This is a genomic window from Lentzea sp. NPDC092896 (assembly GCF_044754905.1).
Lineage (GTDB): Bacteria > Actinomycetota > Actinomycetes > Mycobacteriales > Pseudonocardiaceae > Lentzea.
Window position 1 is genome coordinate 237,687 of record NZ_JBIVPX010000001.1, and the last position, 17,893, is coordinate 255,579.

Annotated in this window: 16 protein-coding genes; 14 read left to right on the forward strand and 2 right to left on the reverse strand. The window is 68.2% G+C overall.

Annotation, left to right across the window (positions count from 1 at the left end; all coding sequences use genetic code 11):
• Window positions 1-2 precede the first annotated feature (2 nt).
• On the reverse strand, window positions 3-695 hold the full coding sequence (locus ACIQF0_RS01530; RefSeq protein ID WP_401023367.1) for a hypothetical protein: 693 nt from the start codon (window positions 693-695) through the stop codon (window positions 3-5).
• A 106-nt stretch (window positions 696-801) separates the two neighbouring features.
• Here ACIQF0_RS01530 and ACIQF0_RS01535 point away from each other — a divergent pair, with 106 nt between their 5' ends.
• From ACIQF0_RS01535 to ACIQF0_RS01575, 9 genes are all read left to right on the forward strand, one after another.
• On the forward strand, window positions 802-1,032 hold the full coding sequence (locus ACIQF0_RS01535; RefSeq protein ID WP_401023368.1) for a DNA-binding protein: 231 nt from the start codon (window positions 802-804) through the stop codon (window positions 1,030-1,032).
• A 500-nt stretch (window positions 1,033-1,532) separates the two neighbouring features.
• The gene (locus ACIQF0_RS01540; RefSeq protein WP_401023369.1) at window positions 1,533-2,180 is read left to right on the forward strand and encodes a hypothetical protein; all 648 of its coding nucleotides are present in this window, start codon (window positions 1,533-1,535) and stop codon (window positions 2,178-2,180) included.
• Between the two features lie 168 nt (window positions 2,181-2,348).
• Entirely contained in the window at window positions 2,349-2,513 is a 165-nt protein-coding gene (locus tag ACIQF0_RS01545; protein ID WP_401023370.1) for a hypothetical protein, read from the forward strand.
• Between the two features lie 415 nt (window positions 2,514-2,928).
• A complete protein-coding gene (locus tag ACIQF0_RS01550; protein WP_401023371.1) occupies window positions 2,929-4,884 on the forward strand; it encodes a protease pro-enzyme activation domain-containing protein in 1,956 nt (651 codons plus the stop codon).
• Window positions 4,885-5,107: 223 nt separating this feature from the next.
• Window positions 5,108-5,920: a L,D-transpeptidase gene (locus ACIQF0_RS01555; RefSeq protein ID WP_401023372.1), complete on the forward strand. Its 813-nt coding sequence runs from the start codon at window positions 5,108-5,110 to the stop codon at window positions 5,918-5,920.
• A gap of 53 nt (window positions 5,921-5,973) precedes the next feature.
• On the forward strand, window positions 5,974-6,687 hold the full coding sequence (locus ACIQF0_RS01560) for a hypothetical protein (protein ID WP_401023373.1): 714 nt from the start codon (window positions 5,974-5,976) through the stop codon (window positions 6,685-6,687).
• A gap of 252 nt (window positions 6,688-6,939) precedes the next feature.
• Window positions 6,940-7,656, forward strand: a complete 717-nt coding sequence (locus tag ACIQF0_RS01565) for a YitT family protein (RefSeq protein ID WP_401023374.1) — start codon at window positions 6,940-6,942, stop codon at window positions 7,654-7,656.
• On the forward strand, window positions 7,653-8,393 hold the full coding sequence (locus tag ACIQF0_RS01570) for a hypothetical protein (RefSeq protein ID WP_401023375.1): 741 nt from the start codon (window positions 7,653-7,655) through the stop codon (window positions 8,391-8,393). The genes ACIQF0_RS01565 and ACIQF0_RS01570 overlap by 4 nt, the downstream gene beginning before the upstream one ends.
• A gap of 58 nt (window positions 8,394-8,451) precedes the next feature.
• The gene (locus ACIQF0_RS01575) at window positions 8,452-9,102 is read left to right on the forward strand and encodes a hypothetical protein (RefSeq protein WP_401023376.1); all 651 of its coding nucleotides are present in this window, start codon (window positions 8,452-8,454) and stop codon (window positions 9,100-9,102) included.
• 383 nt (window positions 9,103-9,485) lie between these two features.
• Here the strand turns inward: ACIQF0_RS01575 and ligD are convergent, their stop codons facing one another.
• Complete coding sequence (gene ligD / locus ACIQF0_RS01580; protein WP_401023377.1) at window positions 9,486-10,499, reverse strand: non-homologous end-joining DNA ligase; 1,014 nt, start codon at window positions 10,497-10,499, stop codon at window positions 9,486-9,488.
• Window positions 10,500-10,769: 270 nt separating this feature from the next.
• Between ligD and ACIQF0_RS01585 the strand changes: the two genes are divergently transcribed.
• The 5 genes from ACIQF0_RS01585 (at window position 10,770) to ACIQF0_RS01605 (ending at window position 17,578) form a co-directional block, all read left to right on the forward strand.
• Complete coding sequence (locus ACIQF0_RS01585; protein WP_401023378.1) at window positions 10,770-11,009, forward strand: hypothetical protein; 240 nt, start codon at window positions 10,770-10,772, stop codon at window positions 11,007-11,009.
• Between the two features lie 5 nt (window positions 11,010-11,014).
• Entirely contained in the window at window positions 11,015-11,287 is a 273-nt protein-coding gene (locus tag ACIQF0_RS01590; RefSeq protein WP_401027643.1) for a hypothetical protein, read from the forward strand.
• Between the two features lie 71 nt (window positions 11,288-11,358).
• On the forward strand, window positions 11,359-12,606 hold the full coding sequence (locus ACIQF0_RS01595; protein WP_401023379.1) for a hypothetical protein: 1,248 nt from the start codon (window positions 11,359-11,361) through the stop codon (window positions 12,604-12,606).
• A gap of 247 nt (window positions 12,607-12,853) precedes the next feature.
• On the forward strand, window positions 12,854-14,119 hold the full coding sequence (locus ACIQF0_RS01600; RefSeq protein WP_401023380.1) for a helix-turn-helix domain-containing protein: 1,266 nt from the start codon (window positions 12,854-12,856) through the stop codon (window positions 14,117-14,119).
• Between the two features lie 159 nt (window positions 14,120-14,278).
• Window positions 14,279-17,578 (forward strand): error-prone DNA polymerase, encoded by a 3,300-nt coding sequence (locus ACIQF0_RS01605; protein ID WP_401023381.1) that lies wholly within the window; start codon window positions 14,279-14,281, stop codon window positions 17,576-17,578.
• Window positions 17,579-17,893 lie beyond the last annotated feature (315 nt).

The following is a 17,893-nucleotide window of genomic DNA, read 5'->3' on the forward strand; positions in this document are numbered from 1 at the left end:
CTCTACTCCTCGGTCTGTAGCTGTGTTTTGTCCACCAGCCCGCGCTCGATCAGCGCAGCCTGGATTTTGAGTCCAAGCTCCCGTGTGATGTGCCCGCGGTGGGCTTGGCGTTCGGTTCTGTCCATGGAGCCGAACATTTGCACGCGCGCGTCACGCTCAGCGGTGAGTGTGCGGTCCCAGAGGGCGACTGCGCACTCGACGACATCGTCCAGCGAGACGCGCAAGCGCTCGGCGAGCGCCGCATCCGCTTCGACTCCTCCTCGTTGAACTGCTTGTAGCCTCTCCTCTCCTTCGCGACGAGTCTCGGCGAGTCCATGTAGGTCTGCCTCGCGAGTGGACGGATCCCATGACTCCACCCCGTCGAGCACACTTAGACCGCGGATGAGATCGCGAACCTGTGCTCGGCTGAGGGCCACCTTGTCCGTCAAAGACACCTGACCGATGCCCTCGAAGAGCTCAGCCAGCTCGACGTTCAGCGTGTGCGCGACGAGTAGGACGTCTGCGAAAGACAGGTTGGGGCGTTTGCCGGCCTCGATCGCGGCGACTTTGCTGCGGCTTAGCGGTGCGCCACGACTGGCGAACAAGCGGGCTAACTCGTGCTGGGTCAGTCCTCCTGGGCGCATCACTTGGCGCAGGCGCTCAACGTTCTCGCCAACGACCTCGCCGACCGTCGCGGCCCCGGTCCTGTCTGTCACGGCGCGGAGTCTGCCAGTTTTGGTGTTCGCTTGACAACCAGGCGACGAGCGACAAAGACTAAGTCGTCTGTTCGCAGTACGAACAGACGAACACTTGGGGGGCTCGGTGAAGGACGAAGAACTTGACGTAGAGCAGCTGGATGACGGCCCGACCCTGGAAGAGGTCAGGTCTTGGCCGGCGACTGTGAGCGTAGCGAGAGCGGCTACGGCGTTCGGCATTTCCAGAAGCAAGGCATACGAACTTGTTGCGCAGGGCGAGTTTCCTGCACGGGTCATCGCGGCAGGCGCCAGCCGTCGCGTGATCACGGCATCGCTCGTCAACGTGCTGTCTTGCTGACGGTCTACGCGTCGGTCGGTCGACACGATTGCTTCAGTGTGTACCAAAATCACGGCCTGGCTGTCGATGTCGAGCGTTGTCTAACTGATACAGGCAGGCACGGAGAGTGATCGAACTGTGGTTCTCAGGGCTAGTTCGCGCGTGAGTTTGACTCGACTACTACTCCATTCGAGTGTATAAATGGGGACTCATCCTGGCATCCAGTGACTCTGCGTCAATATTGTGCGTAGGGTGGCTCCAGGTCGTTCGGTGGTCCACATGGGACTGGGGCCGACTCAGTTAGATGTCTTTGAGAGCCGGTCGGGCTCCTAGCGGCTGGCTGACAGGGCGCTGGACGACTCAAGTGGCGCGGTGTCCCGGAAGGGGTCGCCGCCTGTGCGAGCGAAGATGGCCGCCGCGGCCAGCCTGCGGCGTCGTGAGCGACATTGGGGGATGTCGGGGTGAACACAGATGCACATCGCACACCATCCGATAGTGACGCCGGTGGTGGCGGAGCGAGGGTGATCTTTCTGCCCGAGCCTGGAAGCTGTGGCGGCAGGCTGGATCCCACGCAGGCCTTGGTGCCCGATGACGTGGCGACTGTGGTCGACTGGCACCTCCGTCCTCCGCGCTGGACCGGCGTGGCTCGGACGGTTTGCGGCCACATCGACTATGAGCTGATCGCGGTCAACCATCCCGAGCTCTTCGACCGGCGCGAGCACGTCGGCGCTCCGGCGCGGGAAGCGTTGTGGGAGGCGAGACGTGTCCTTGCCGAGGTCGGGCTGGTTCTGCAACTCGAGGTCCAGTTCGAGAAGATCGGCGATCAGCTGGCGCTCGCGGTGTACGGCGCTGGCGTCGCCGGACGGCTCACGGACAAGCTGTGGACCGAGATCTCACCATTGCTGACCACATGCTGCTCCATGGTGCGAGAGCCGCGTCCGGATATCGACCTGCTCGCCGGGTCGTTGACTCCCAGGCGTCCGGCGATAACCCGGGGCCGCAGAGTGATTCCGGCCGCGATTCGACCAGCGGTCTACGAGCTCGACGACGTCACGCACACGTGGTGGTCCTATGAAGTGTTCGGCACGCTGCGCGAAGGATGCGTGTGTACCGCGCACACTCCCGCGGCTCAGGCCGTGCACATCGGCCCGAAGAACCGGGCTAGTTGATGAGCCTCGTCGGTATGCGGGTCGTGATCCCAACTGGACTACATCTGCTGCCCAGCTTCGTCCCTTCTGGCGCTCGACCGCGTCCGCGGTCGAGCCGGAGGGTGCGCGTGGTCGCGGCCCGCGTTCCGGCGGCTATCTCCTCCCTGTTTTCCCTGACAGGTCGCCGCCGTGACGAGCGTTGTGGATGCCCCCAGCTCCACGCGCCTCGCGGGCCGCGGCCGCCGCGGTCCCGCCATGCATCGGAAGATGGGCTTCCGATCATGGCGGGACCGCCCACCGGCGATCCCGCCCGCCGTGGCGGTCATCCTCCCGGACACGATCGTCGCCCAGTAGCTCCCTGCGCTCGCACACCTGGGCGCAACGCAGGTCTGGAGCTCGTTCAGAAGCGGGCACGGAAACAACGAATCTTCTAGCCAACTTAACAATCTTCTCGCATCAGCAATGCGCGAGCAGATCAACGTGCGCAAAACACGATCCCAGCAATACTGATTGCCTCTGCGGATATCGTCGAGAAACGGTTGACCGCCGAGCTGATCGTGAGGCAGGGTGTGCAGCAATCGGCGACATATTCGCTGATCAGAATGTCAGTAGGGGACGCTGGTCCGCATCGAGCAGCGCCGAGAACTGGCCGCCGAGGCGAGCAATCGTTTGTTTGCGCGGACCTGACGTGACTGTGTCAGGTGCAGCGTTGTGTTCTCGTCGCGTAATGCCGATGCGGTGGATCAATCCGATAACGGGGGAACTATCAATGTTATTTCGACCGTCCCGCATCGCGGGAGTGATGGTCGCGGCGGCCGCGCTGGCGGGACTCGTCACACCGACGGTGTCAGCGCAGGTGATCGACTCCGAGTTGAACCTGGCGGCGACGCCAGGCTGGGCGTCACCGCAGAGCAAGGTGGGCCAGGCAGACGACGGGCAGCGACGTCAGGTGCAGGTGGCCCTGCAGTTGCGCGACAAGCGTGGGGCGCAGGCCTTGGCGAAGGCGGTGTCGACGTCCGGTTCGCCACAGCACGGAAAGTTCCTGTCGTCCGCGGAGTTCACCGAGCGGTTCGCGCCGACGCAGGCCAGTGTGGACAAGGTCAGCAACTGGTTGCGCGGCAAGGGTTTGACGGTGACCTCGGTCGCGTCGAACCGGCACTTCATCTCAGTCGAGGGGACCAACGGTCAGCTGGAGTCGGCGTTCTCCACGGCGCTGTCGACCTACAAGCGGAAGGCGCGCGACGGCCGCGAGCAGATCCTGGTCGCGCCGGAGAAGCCGCTCGCGCTTCCGCGTGAGCTCGCGGGTGTGGTGACCGCGGTGGTGGGCATCGACGACAGCGCCAAGACCGTTGTCCCGCAGAACATCACCGGCAAGCGAGCGCCGCGCCCCGGTGCGCAGGCCGCTGCGGGGGCTCAGGCGGCTGGCACCGACTGCGCGCCCTACTGGGGAGCGGTCAACAACACCGACGTGCCGCAGATGCACGGCAACGGAATGCAGAGCAATGACATCTGCGGTTACAACACCACGCAGCTGCGCGCGATCTACGGGCTGACCGCGGCCAACACCGGAGCCGGTCAGCACATCGGCATCACCGCGGCCTACAACTCACCCACCGTGGTGGCCGACACCAACCGGGCAGGCCGCACATACGCCTGGCCCGCGCTGACCGAGGGCCAGTACAACGCCGTGCTGCCCTCGAAGTTCGAGTTCGAGGAGGAGTGTCTCGGCGACGCCCCTGATGTCTGGGCATCCGAGCAGACGATGGACGTACAGGCCGTGCACTCCCTGGCTCCGGCCGCGAAGATCACCTACTACGCGGCGAGCTCGTGCTTCGCGCTCTACGAGGCGCTGAACCAGGCGGTCGCGGAGAACAAGGTGTCGATCGTCAGCAACAGCTGGCTGTTCGAGGGCGAGACCGCTGTTTCGGCCGCGGAGCGGGAGCAGGTCGACGCCATCGCGCTGCAGGCGGCGATCCAGGGACAGGCGCTGCTGTTCTGCTCCGGCGACCAGGGCGACAACAGCCTGCTCAACGGCCGTCCGGAGGCCAGCTGGCCCGCGGTGCATCCGTGGATCACCGGCATCGGCGGTACGTCGGTGGCGCTGGACTCGGCGAACAAGGTGAAGTTCACCGCCGGCTGGCAGACCTCGGGCTTCACGCTGTCCGGTGGCCAGTGGGTGGCGCAGCAGGATCGTGACGGCCGTTTCGCGGGCGGCGCGGGCGGCGGCGTGTCGCTGCGCTACGACATGCCCGACTACCAGAAGGGCGTCGTGCCGGACTGGATCGCGCGCGGCAAGCGTGCGGTGCCGGACATCTCCGCGATCTCCGACGCGTTCACGGGCATGGGCATGGGTTACACGAACAAGTCCGGTGTGTTCGAGCTGTTCCCTGGTGGTGGCACGTCGCTCGGCACGCCGGTGATCGCGGCGCTGGTCGCAAATGCCCAGCAGACCCAGCAGGTCAGCCGTTTCGGGTTCCTCAACTCGGCGATTTACAAGCTCAAGGGCAGCTCGGCGATCGCCGACGTCGCGCCCGTCAAGGCCGCGATGTGGACGCCGATCATGATCCAGTGGCGCAACGTCGACGTGCCCACGGATCCGAACAACTACCTGGTCAACCTCGACGACAAGCCGCAGACCCTGCAGTCCGCTGCGGGGTGGGACACCGTGACCGGTGTCGGCACGCCCGCCGCCAACGGCCAGTTCTTGACCCAGCTGGGCAAGTGAGCCGTGAGGCGGCATCAGGGTGCCCGCACGCCCGCGCACTGGTGCCGCCTCACCTTCCGCATTCCGGTGAGGCACCGACGTGACAGACCATATCCACTCTGAATTGCAGGTCGGCGTACCTGCCAGACAGCCTTCGAGAACAGCTTCCCAGCGTCGCGCGCATCTGGTCGGCCCGCCTGAGGGTGGGCGCTGGACGACGTTGATGCTGGGGATCGCGTTGCTCGTGTCTGTGACGACCGCGGTCGTGCTGGCATCCACGGGCCCGTCAACGACACCAGCGGTGACGCCGCGCACGCTCGCCGCGCAACCGCAGATCGCAGCACCGGCGGCAGGGGAGCAGGTCGTCGCACCCCTGCCGGTGGACGCGGCGGGCCTGGCGGCGTTGCCTCCGGCCACGACACATGGCACGGTGCCCGACGCTCCGCGCGACTCGGCCCCAGACGTCGTTCCGTCTGGTCGTCTGGTGAAGCCGACCGCCGTGCTGCCGGTCTATCTCGCACCGGGGGAGCGGGCGATTGCGGCCGCGCCGGCACGGCAGTGGGCAGGGGAGACCCGGCTTCCGGTGATCGCAGAACAGCCGGGGTGGGCTCAGGTTCTGCTGCCGGTACGCCCGCAGGGCGCGACCGGCTGGATCTATCTCGAGGACCCGCGGGTCGAGCTGGAGCGCACCACCGTCCGCATCGAGGTCGACCGCGAGGCGTTCACGCTCGCGGTCTTCGACGGCGAGCAGCAGCTCGGCCGCTGGACGGTGGGCGTCGGCAAGCCCGAGGCACCCACTCCGGCGGGCCGGACGTTCCTGCTGGACAACCTCGTGCCCGACGAGCCGCGCTACAGCCCGGTCGTGCTGCCGCTGGGCACCCACAGCCCGACGCATACCAGCTTCGGCGGAGGCCCAGGAACGGTGGGCGTCCACGGCTGGCCTACGGGCGATGTGTTCGGGCAGCGCTCCAGTGACGGCTGCATCCGCGTGCCGCCGGACGCACTGCAGCTTCTCAGTACACGGGTGCCGCTGGGCAGCCCTGTGCTGATCCGGTGACGCACCAACACGTCCCGCGCCTGCGGGGTGTGCCACACACGAGGGGGATTTTCGTGGTCAGCAAGGACATCGTGTCGGCTCGCGCGACACTCGCATCGGTCGCGATCGGCGCGCTCGCGCTCACCAGCCTGGGCTTGGGCGCTTCCAGCACCGCAGCCGCGCAGCAATCCGAAGCGTCGTCCGCGGTCGGCATCAGCGCGACCGGCGTCGACCCGGTCGGGGCAACTCCGGCGGTGAGCTCGGCCGGGGAGATCAAGTCCGGATCGGCGGGGACCGTCGCCGGCAAGGCGGGCACGTTCACCGCCACCGGTGTGTCAGTCAAAGCCGGTGCGGGTCTCGCCGAGGCGTCGGCGGCCAACGTCGTGGTTGCCGGGCAGTCCATCGGCCCCGTGTCGGCTAGTTGCAGCAACGGAGTCGCCAAGTCGCTGAACAAGGCCGACCAGAAGCTCGGCGAGAAGGGCACTGTGAAGTTCCCTCCGGCGTCCGGTAACCAGGCGACCGGCGCGGTCATCACGATCAACGGCGCCTCCGGGCCAGTGCAGACGATCACGGTCGCCCAGGTCAGCTGTGGCAAGGCGGCCGTGCCGCCCACCACCACGCCGCCTTCCACGCCGCCGACGACCGTCCCGCCCACGACGCAGCCCAGCCAGCCGCCGGCGACGTCGACCAAGCCGACCGTTCCGCCGACCGGCACCCAGCAGCCCAAGCCCGAGCGGCCGGCACCCCAGCCCGAATCGCGCCCAGGCAACGCGGTGGTCACCGGCTGACGGGACGCCGTCCGCTTCACCCGCGCGGCCCGCCACGGCCTTACCAGGGCGGGCCGCGCACCCCACTCGAGGAGGTGAGATGTCCCTGATCACGCGTTGGCAGCGAATCGGCACCGTCGGCACGGTGACGGCGCTTCTCACCTTCGCGAGCCAGGACACCTGCCCTCAGCGGCCTCCTCGTCTCGCCGCGGCGGCAAACTCGTCGCACCAGGTTGCGGCTCAAGAGGCCCTCGGTGCGGTCCGGCGGTGCCCATGAGCACCGATGAGGCCGGGGCGCCGAGGTCTACGACCCGCCGGGTTCTGCTGCTGCTCGGCGGAACCACGTTGATGGGTGCCTCGATCGGCCTGCTGGTGCGGGCACAGTCCGGCCTGCTTCCGCTCGACGTGCTGCACAGCGCCGTCGCCGCGCGAACCGGCTGGACACTCGGAGTCGCGATCATCGTGACGCAGGCTCTGCTGCTGGCCCTGTACATCCCGCTGAGGATCAAGCCCGGGCTCGGCACCGTCACGGCGTTCGTCGTCCCCGGCATCGGAGCCGACATCACCTTGTTCCTGCTGCCCGCGGTCACCGGCACAGCCAACCGGATCGCGTTGCTTGTGGCGGGCACGTGCGGGTTCAGCCTGGGTGTCGCGCTCTACCTCGACGCCAGCCTTGGAGTGCTGCCGCGCGACGGCATCATCGAGGCGCTCGCCCGGCGACGCGGCTACTCACCCGTTCTGCTGCGAGTGCTCACAGACCTGCTGAGCCTGACTGCGGGTTGGCTGGCGATCGGCCCGACCCTGGCCGTCCACACGGGACTCGTCGGGGTCGCAAGTATCGGGCTCGCACTGGTCGTCGGACCGCTCGTCGGGTTCCTGCGCGCACCAAATCCTTTGCAGTACAGGCCATTGCGCTCACGGACAACTCGCAGCGATCCGGTTGAGAAACCCCGTCCGGACGGCGAATTCCCCAGCGAGGCACCACGGTGATCATCTTCGTCTTCGTCAGCCTCGGCATGCTCCTCGGCGAGTACGTCGCCTGGCGCGGTGCCGAGCAGCGCCGGGACATCGTCCTGGGCGCGATCGCGGGCAGCGCTGTTCTTGGCGCGGCAGGCTGGCTCGGCGGACTTGACGGCGACGTCGTTCTCAACATCGCCGAGAGCACGACGCGGTCACTGCCGTCCGGCGTCTCCGCCGTGCTGCTCGCGGCGCTGGTGCTGCTGTATCTCGCCTTGCTCGTCTGCGGTGCAGTTATCGCCGCGACGCTCACCGTCATCGCGGTCGCGGCGGCGTTGCACCGCGCCCGGCACACTGCACCGCATCCCGCGCTGGCCGCCGCCGAGGCCTATGCCGGCGCCGTCGCGACCGCGGTGCACGAGCTCACCGGCACCCAGGTCGATGCCGTGGTCACCGAGGAGCACGCCGACGATCCCGCGGCGTTGTGGATGGACCTGACTGCGCCTGGGATCGACGCCCGGTGGACAGCGGACCACGGCTGGTCGGCACGCACCCCGAGCGGGCGCCGCTGGTATTCGCGCCGCCATGCCCCCTCACCGGGCGCAATCGCCCTGTGGCTCGTCGAGATCGGCCATCGGCCAAGTCTGGGGAGCCCGGAAGTTTCCAGCTTCGACAACACCGTTGACCTTGCGGCCACACTCCTCGCCACGATCCCCCCGCCCCGCGACGGTGCCGACGTGGCCAGAGATCTGCGGCGAGGTCCGGTGTGAGTCCGGGCTCCGCGTGCCCGGTCCTGCGGACCCTCGATCGTCCACGGAGGACACAACCATGACCACCGGGTTCCTGTTCGACCTGACGCTGGAGAAGCCGGGCGCCCCCAAGTTCTCCATCGGGATCAGCTCCGCATCTCGGCCGCTGCATGCCGTCAAGCCCCGGGAGAACCCGGAAACGTGGGTGTCCGCGTTGTGCGGGAGCATCGCCACGACCGTGCCGACCTGGGGCGAGTTCTCACGCAGCAACGACCACATCGCCCGCCGTGAGCTGTGCCCGGAATGCTCGTGGGAGGTGGCGTTGGAACATGGCACCGCCGCCATCGAGCTCGCTCATCGACGGCCGAGGGACGCCTACTTGGAGGCGTTGGGACGCGCGCTTCCGGACCCGCTGCTCTACCAGCGCGTCATCGAACGGCTCCTGCAGCTCGGCGACGAGAACGAGGTCGAACACCACACCGCGGCTGGCGTCCTCGGACACCTCACCCGGCACGCGCCGGTGGTGCTTAGCTACGAGGACTGCGCGGAGGGTGTCTGCGCACACGAGGACGCCGTCGACTGCTACGGCCCGAACCCGGCCGCGGTGTGCCTGGCGTGTTCGATCCTGGCGGGGTCCTGGGCGGGTGAGCTGGAGGGGATGGTCTCGATCCCGGTCGCAGCGTGTGGAGTGCTGCCTGCGGTGGCCGCGCATTACGAGGTGATGTCATGACGCCACGAGGTGGCCGTCTTCCTTGCCCTTGGTCCCGCAGTGTGACGACGTTGCGCGGGACCGGTTGCGGTCGCGCGGGGAGTTCTCATCGGGATGCGCGCGCGGAGGCAGCGGCGTGTTCGTGCTCGGTTCAGCCCAGGCGAGTCCTGACCAGTCGCGCGCCGATGTTCGTCCTCCGGGGTCGGGTCGCGGAGCACCTGGTCGATGACGTCGAGCGCCAGCCGGGTCAACGCGTCATTGTTGATGTTGAAACGCGCGGGTGTGACCTCTCGGTTGGCCCATCTCTTAGCGGGGTCACCGACCTTGCCCGTGAGGTACTGCCCGTGAGGTACTGCCGGTGAGGGTCGGGCATCCGGTCGACGTCGACGGCTAGCTGCGGCTGGTCAGCGCCTTAGGTCGGGGAGCACGACTTCGAAGGGCCGTCGGTCGGGGCGGAGGCCTCTCCACGCAGTGTGGCGGACGCGGCCGTCAGGGGTGAACTGCCGGTAGACGATCTCGCCGACAAGTTCGGGACGGACCCACTGGGCTCGGCGAGCGCGGTCGCGCGGGACCTCGGTAAACGGGTTGGACGGCGTTCGTAACGGCGTGAGCCGGCTGAGCAGATCGTCGAGCATGCCGGCGGTGAAGCCGGTGCCGACGTTGCCGATGTAGACGAGGTTGCCGGTGGGGTTGAGCGCGCCGAGTAGTAGGGAGCCGATGGTGTTGGCGCGTCGGCCTTCGCCGGGTTGCCACCCGCCGATGATGACTTCGAGTCCTTGGATCAGGGCGTGCTTGAGCCAAGCGGGGCTGCGGCGGCCGGGTTCGTAGCGGGAGTCGAGTGCCTTGGCTACGAGGCCTTCCAGGCCTCGGTTGCGTGCGACGGTCAGCAGGTCAGACGGGCGCAGGCCACCGTCGGCGAGCTCGGCGTGGGTGTAGGCAGGAGTGAGCGAGACGCGCCCGCCGGTCGGGAACTCGAGTTCGGCGAGGAGCTCGCGGCGGCGGGAGTAGGGCTCGGTGAGCAGGGGCTGGTCGCCGAGCTGGAGCAGGTCGAAGACGTAGTAGTTGACCTTGACTGAGCTGGTGGGTTTGCCGCGGCGGTTCTGCAGCAGGCTGAAGTCCGGAACACCGTGGGCGTTGAGTGCCACGATCTCGCCGTCGAGCACCGCAGCGCGGCCCGCGAGCGCGTCGCCCAGTTCGCCGGTCAGCTCGGGGAACGACGACGTGAATTCAGTGTTGTTGCGGCTGGTGAGGACGGTCTTGCTGTTCGGGGCGACTCGCATGATCGCGCGGTAGCCGTCGAGTTTGAATTCGTAGGCGAAGCGCGGGTCGTCGACGAGGTTGCCGTCGTCTGCGGCGGCCTTCATCGGTTCGATGTAGGCGGGCAGGCCTGGCGGGTCGGTCTCTGGTGTGCGTGCCATGTCGACCTCCGGTCCTGGTGGTCGACGAGGACGGGCTGTTCCGCGACGAGCTGCCTCAGGACGCGCCCATGCTAGGCCGAATGGGGGGCGGCTGCGACATTTCGCCAGGTTACAGCGATGTGATTCCGGCGTGGACGGTGTTCACGGGCTGGTGGGGTCGCGGCGGAACTTCTCCGGATATGCCGCGCGGACGTAGCGCACGGCGGCGCCGACGCCGAGCCCAAACACCCGCATCAGCAAGACGGGGTCGAGTGAAGCCGCCTAAAGACGTTGTCACCTGAATGGACGCATGTTCAACATCAGCCACGGCTGCCGGCAACCCGCACGAACTCCAGTGGCAGGCGGGCCTGTGCCTCTGTCGCTGGCCGTGACCAGCGGATATGGTCACGCAACGGCCAGCCGCTGTTGGAGCGCTTCCCCGATCTCGGTGCGCTCACGGAGGTTGCCGCCGGTCGTGACATGGTGCTCGACGGTGAGATCGTGGCCATCGACCGCGCGATGCCGGCCTGACCTACATCGGCCGCGTCGGCAGCGGCTTCAAGGACCACGAGCGCGTCACCCTGCGTCGTCGTCTCGACGACCTTCGGCAGGACCGGCCGCCGTTCGACCGCATGCTGTCTCGCGGCCACGCCCGCGGGATCCAGCGGGTCGTGTCTGTTCTGGTGGGCGAGGTCCAGCACCACGGCTGGACCTCCATCAGCGTCGGCCAACGACTCCGGCAGCCGGTCTGGCGGGGACTGCGCCTGGATCGCCAGGCCAACGACGTGCGCGTGATTGCGCCGGAGTAGCTGAAGAATCAGCTTCTCCGAATCGCCGAGGGCTTCGAGTAGCGGGCACACGCCGTCGATAGTCTGAGCCCGTGATCTCCCGGCACCACCTCAAATGTCCCGGCTGTGAGCAGGTTTTCGTCGCGCGGCTCGGGGTGGAGCCCACCCGCGGAACGAGGTTCTACCTCCCGTGCCCGCTGTGCCGCCTGCCGATTCACGGATCGATGTCGAACCAGATCACCATCGACGCCGAGATGCTGAGCGGCCAGGACGCCGAGCTCGACGGCGTGCCGGTGGTGACCATCAACCCGTTCGTGCCGTCGCTCTACGAAGCGGACTCGTTCGCTCCCACAGGGGCCTTCCCCACGATGACCCTCGTGCAGATCCTCGGTGACGACACCTTCCTCGAGTTCAAGTCGGCGCGGGACCAGGCTCTCGACGACGGTCGGGACCTATGGCCCCCGGTCCGGATGCTGTTCCAGTACTACCTGCAGGGCAATGCCGAGATGTTCACGCGCACCGCGAAGAAGCTTTTCGAGCTGAAGCAGGAGCCGAGCACGAGCCACCAGCGGACCAGCATCGCGTATCAGGCGCTGGCGATCGCCACGACGAGGATCATGGGGAGCACCGGGACGCGCGGCCGACAAGCATTCAGCCTTTTCGCGACCAAGCACACCGCAGCTATAGATCGGACCATGGAGCACCTGCGGGTCTTCCGGGAACGGGGGCAGACGTCCGCCGACCTGGAGCGAGATCTGTTCACCGAGCTCGACCGCTTCGTGCAGCAGCACGAGTCGTGGGAGATGGGCCTGCTCGGCAGGTTCGTCGACGAGGAGAAGAAGGCGGCCTTCGAGGAGCTGGTGCTCTTCCGCGACGAGTTCTCGACGGTGAGTGGCCTCTACCAGCAGGGATTCGAGCTCGCCTGCAAGTGCCTGTGGCTGTTGGTGGCCGCCCAGAACACCGTGGAGCGAGGCAGCCCCGATGACTTCGGGGACGTCCATCCCGAGATCACGATCGTGCCCGTGAACAAGCGCCCCACGACCCTCAAGAAGTTCGACGGCCTGTCCAACGCGCAGAAGATCGCGTACGTGGCTCAGGTTCCCGGCTGGGAGTCGTTCGCGGTGCTGCTCAACAACCGTCGGCGCAACGCGATCGGGCACGCTACAGCGCACCACGATCTTCAGACGGGTCGCGTGGTCAGCGACAAGGACCCCGCCGGGATGACGTACCTCGAGTTCCTCGGCGAGACCTTCGGCGTCTTCGAAGCGCTCTCGACGCTCGCCCAGGCCCTGAGAACCAGTCGTGTCGCTGCATCGCCAGACTTCGGCCTGCCGGAATAGCAGGGCCTGGGACCCCTCGCCATAGAGCTGCTTCGACATCCGCGATTACGACGCGATCAGGCCACCGCCGAGGGCGCTAACGTTCCGGCTCCGTCTGCCGGAGGGTGATCGTTCGCGATTGCCAGCTGTTCGTGCTGTTCAGTAACGTCCGCCGCGGTACCGACAGCGGGATGGATCGCTCGACACGATCAGCGGCGTTACGGCTTCCCGGGCTCGGGCCGTGATGATGAGGGGTATGACCGAGCCCATGCCGCCCGTGCTGTATCTGGGGCCCGCGCAGCCCCGCTGGCAACCACGCACTCTGGCCGATGTCCAGGTCGTACTCGCTGCTGGCCTACTGGTCGAGCGGCACTGGCTCGACGCCAAGCGGGAGATCGGTTCCAGCCCGCAGAAGAAGGTGGAGCTGGTGCGCGATCTCGCCTCCTTCGCTAACGACGGCGGAGCGCTGCTGATCGGCATCGCCGAAGACAAGGCGGCCGGCACCTTCTCCTTGGCGCCACAGCCGCTTGACGGGCTGTCTGAGACGGTGGAGCAGCTGGTGCGCTACCACTGCGACCCGCCGCTGTTCGTGCAGTGCCACCGGATCGCCGCCCCCGGCGGTCCAGGCGGAGCGATCCAGGGTGTGCTGGTCGTGGAGGTGCCGCCTAGTCCGCTCGCGCCGCACATGGTCAAGGGCCAGTACCACGGCCGTGGCGACACGGTGAAGCACGTTCTGTCCGATGCCGAGGTTGAGCGCCTGCACATGGTGCGCCGCGCACGTCAGGTCCTTGCACAGGAGCTGATCGACCGCGAGATCGCCCGGGACCCGTTTCCCTCCGATCTTCTAGACGCCCGCCTGTACGTGGTGGCGCGGCCGCTGGCCAGCCCGCCGGAACTGCTCACCGAGAACGTGAGTGCCTTTGGTGTCGCCCCGCTGATCTCCGAGGCGGAAGCACCCGGCGCGAGCAGGAGGTGGCCGCGGGCGGTGTCGGCCGAACCGAGGGCCAAAGGATTTGGCTGGTGCACGCCGAACCTGACCGGCCGTCAGTGGACAGGCGAGTCGCGTACTGGGACGGACCTGGAGGTGTGGGACGACGGCACGCTCACCCTGCTCGCCAACGCCATGTCGACCAAGATGAACCTGCTGGACGAGGAGCTCTATGTCGCGCGGACGGAGACGGTGCTGGGGCTGGTCCGCAGCGTGGTGCAGCTCGCCGGCGCGATCGGCGCCGAGTTCGGCTACACCGGGCAGTGGCAGTTCGCTGTCGGGGTGACTGGCCTGGCAGGCCTTCGTTCCGAGGTGCCGGAACGGCGGCGAGCGTTCACCGACCCTGAGGAGCTCAGCACCTTCAGCGAAGAACGCTACGTGGCCGCCACGATGGCCAGCACTATCGAGCTCGGGGCGGAGCCTGCCGCGGTGACCCACAGGCTGATGATGCGGTTCGCCCGCGCGCTCGACGTGCTCAAGTGGTTCGAGAACGCCGACTACCTCGGAGCGCCGGGCGAGCGAGCCACGAGGCCCGTCGGGCAGTAGCTATCGCCGCAGGTGCCCGCGTCGTTCGCATCCACGCGCGGGCGGGTTGTATTCGCTGTCGAATTGACTTGTCGTCCGGCGGGCCGCACACTTTCGCACGCTTGTTCGAGCTGACTTCCCCTCAGCGCCGGCGATCGACGCTGGAAAGGGGAAGGCGAGGTGTCGTTCAACGCACCGGAGACCAGCTGGCGGCGACTGGCCGACCAGCTCGGGTCGACGTCGTCCGCGACCGTCACCGGCCGGGTACGACCCGCCCGGCCCGCCGAGGCGCCGGCGAGACGTTCCGTCGGCGGTGACGTCGACCAGACGCCGTTCGTGGAGTTGCACTGCCACAGCAACTTCAGCTTCCTCGACGGCGCGAGCCACCCGGAGGAGCTCGCTGTGGAGGCCGCGCGCCTGGGGCTGACCGGCCTCGCGCTGACCGACCATGACGGCATGTACGGGGTGGTGCGCCTGTCGAGCGCCGCCCGCGACGTCGGCGTGGGCACGGCGTTCGGTTCCGAGCTCAGTCTGGGGCTGTCCGCGCCGCAGAACGGCGAGGCGGACCCGGAGGGCACGCACCTGCTGGCGGTCGCGCGCGGCCCGGAGGGTTACGCGGCGCTGTGCCGGGTGATCTCCTCGGCGCACCTGCGCGCAGACGCCGAGAAGGGCAAGCCGGTCTACGACGAGGACGAGCTCGTCGACGAGCTCCGCGGCCGGGTGCTGGTGCTGACCGGCGGGTGCCGCAAGGGGACCGTGCGCCAGGCCCTCGCCGGCGCGGGCAGTAAGACCGCGCGGGCCGAGGCCGCGATGGCGGAGTTGCTGCGGCTGGTCGACCGGTACGGCCGCGACCACGTCGCCGTCGAGCTCGTCGACCACGGCTACCCCGACGACAGCGCCCGCAACGACGTGCTCACGGCCCTGGCGCGCGAGGCGCGGGTGCCGATCGTGGCGACCGGCGCGGTGCACTACGCGGCACCGGCGCGCGGGCGGCTCGCCGCGGCGATGGCCGCCGTGCGCGCGCACCGCTCGCTCGACGAGATGGCCGGGTGGCTGCCGCCCGCGCCGGCTGCGTTCCTGCGCAGCGGCGCCGAGATGGCGCACCGGTTCCGCCGCTACCCCGGCGCGGTCAGCAACGCCGCGCTGCTGGGCGGCGAGTGCTTGTTCGACCTGAAGGTGATCGCGCCGCGGCTTCCTCCGTTCGACGTGCCGGACGGGCACACCGAGGACTCCTGGCTGCGGGTGCTGACCGAGCGCGGCGCGCACGGCCGCTACGGCTCCCGGCAGGACTCGCCGCGTGCGTGGGCGCAGATCGACCGTGAGCTCGACGTCATCGAGGCACTCGGCTTCCCCGGCTACTTCCTGGTCGTGCATGACATCGTGAAGTTCTGCCGGGACAACGACATCCTGTGCCAGGGCCGGGGCAGCGCCGCGAATTCCGCGGTCTGCTACGCGCTCGGGATCACCGCGGTCGACCCGGTCCGTTGGGAGTTGTTGTTCGAGCGGTTTTTGCACCCGGACCGCGACGGGCCGCCTGACATCGACGTGGACATCGAGTCTGGCCGCCGCGAGGAGGTCATCCAGTACGTCTTCGGCAAGCACGGTCGCCGCCACGCCGCCCAGGTCTGCAACGTCATCACCTACCGGCCCAAGTCGGCGGTGCGGGACATGGCTCGCGCGCTCGGCTTCACCGCCGGGCAGCAGGACGCCTGGAGCAAGCAGATCGACGCCTGGACCCCACTGCAGGAACAGCGCGCCGACCAGGAGCCGATCCCCGACCCGGTGCGGGAGCTCGCGATCGAGATCGACGGCTTCCCCCGCCACCTCGGGATCCACTCCGGCGGCATGGTCATCTGCGACCGGCCCGTGAGCGAGGTCGTCCCGGTCGAGCGGGCCCGCATGGACAACCGCACCGTCCTGCAGTGGGACAAGGACGACTGCGCGACGACCGGCTTGGTGAAGTTCGACCTGCTGGGCCTCGGCATGCTCTCCGCCGTGCACTTCGCGGTCGACCTCGTCGCCGAGCACGAGCACCAGCGCGTCGACATCGCGCACCTCGACCTCGCGGACAAGAACGTCTACGACATGTTGTGCGAGGCGGACACCGTCGGCGTCTTCCAGGTCGAGTCGCGCGCGCAGATGTCCACGTTGCCGCGCTTGAAGCCCCGCAACTTCTGGGACTTGGCGATCGAGGTCGGGCTGATCCGGCCCGGCCCGATCCAGGGCGGCAGTGTCCACCCCTTCATCGCGCGCCGCAACGGAAAGCCTTGGCGCCACGACCATCCGCTGCTCGCCAGCGCGCTCGATCGCACTTTGGGCGTGCCGATTTTTCAGGAGCAGATCATGCAGATCGCCGTCGACGTCGCGGGGTTCACGCCCGGCGAGGCCGACGAGCTGCGTCGCGCGATGGGCTCGAAGCGCTCCGCCGCCAAGATGGAACGCCTGAAGGAACGCTTCTACGCCGGCATGGCGGCCAACGAGATCACCGGGCTGCTCGCCGACTCGATCTTCGGCCGGGTCGCGGCGTTCGCGACCTACGGGTTCCCGATGTCCCACGCGCTGTCGTTCGCGCACATCGTGTTCGTGTCCGCGTGGTTCAAGCGCTACCACCCGGCCGCGTTCTGCGCGGCGCTGTTGCGGGCCCAGCCGATGGGCTTTTACAGCCCGCAGACCCTCGTTGCGGACGCCCGACGCCATGGCGTGCGCACCCATCGCGCCGACGTCACCACCAGCCTCGCTCACACCACCCTCGAGCCCGACCCTGGCAGCACCGGCGGCGTCGCCGTGCGCCTGGGCCTCGACGTCGTGCGCACGATCACCACCGACACCGCCCAGCGCGTCGTCGACGCCCGCGCCGACGGCCCGTTCGCCGACCTCGCCGATCTGGCCCGCCGCGCCGAGCTCGCCACCGACCAGCTCGAAGCGCTCGCCACCGCGGGCGCGCTCACGACGTTCGGCGCGTCCCGCCGCGACACCCTGTGGATGGCGGGCGCGGCCGCGCGCGACCGCGCGTACCTGCTGCCTGGCACCAGCATGACCAGCACTGCGCCCACCCTGCCCGGCATGACCACCTGGGAACTCGCGGCCGCGGACCTGTGGGCCACCCGCATCACTCCCGACGGCCACCCCGTTGAGCTGATGCGCGCCTACCTGCACGACCGCGGCGCCCTGCCCGCGGCCGCCATCGGCACCGTCGAGCACGGCACCCGCGTATCCATCGGCGGCGCGGTCACCCACCGGCAACGCCCGCCCGGCGCGGGCGGCATCACCTTCATCAGCCTCGAAGACGAGACCGGCCTCGTGAACATCGTGGTGCACCCTGGCACCTGGAACCGGTACGGGCTGGTCGCCAAGGGCAGCGCCGCCCTCATCGTCCGCGGCATCGTCGAGCGCTCCGACGGCGCGACGAACTTGGTGGCAGACCGGCTGGAGAAGCTGGATCTCAATGATGTCGATCTACGGTCCCGGGACTACCGATAAAGCTATGTCCGAATATCTGACGTGAGTAGGCCCACGCTTGCGCGGATCGACCAGCAGGGGCCTCGCAGGGAATGATGGCAGGTGTCTAGCTCTACGGGTTTCTGCCGCGTACGTACCGGCAGGGACCGCCGGGAAGTTCCGGGCGTCCGCTAACTGCCGGGTCACCGGGAGGTGCGAACGTGAGCGACAACGCAAGCGACATGAGTAAGTTCCACTGCTGCCCCAACTGCGGGAGCGGGACGCCGCTGAGGCGCCCGAACCCCTACGAGAAGGCGGCTCGGACGCTTCTCAGCGTCGCAATCCGGATCGCCCTGT

Coding starts and splice junctions, on each gene's coding strand:
- ACIQF0_RS01550 (WP_401023371.1), top strand. CDS start 2,929: ATGTTATTTCGACCGTCCCGCATCGCGGGAGTGATGGTCGCGGCGGCC.
- ACIQF0_RS01565 (WP_401023374.1), top strand. CDS start 6,940: ATGAGCACCGATGAGGCCGGGGCGCCGAGGTCTACGACCCGCCGGGTT.
- ACIQF0_RS01575 (WP_401023376.1), top strand. CDS start 8,452: ATGACCACCGGGTTCCTGTTCGACCTGACGCTGGAGAAGCCGGGCGCC.
- ligD (WP_401023377.1), bottom strand. CDS start 10,499: ATGGCACGCACACCAGAGACCGACCCGCCAGGCCTGCCCGCCTACATC.
- ACIQF0_RS01600 (WP_401023380.1), top strand. CDS start 12,854: ATGCCGCCCGTGCTGTATCTGGGGCCCGCGCAGCCCCGCTGGCAACCA.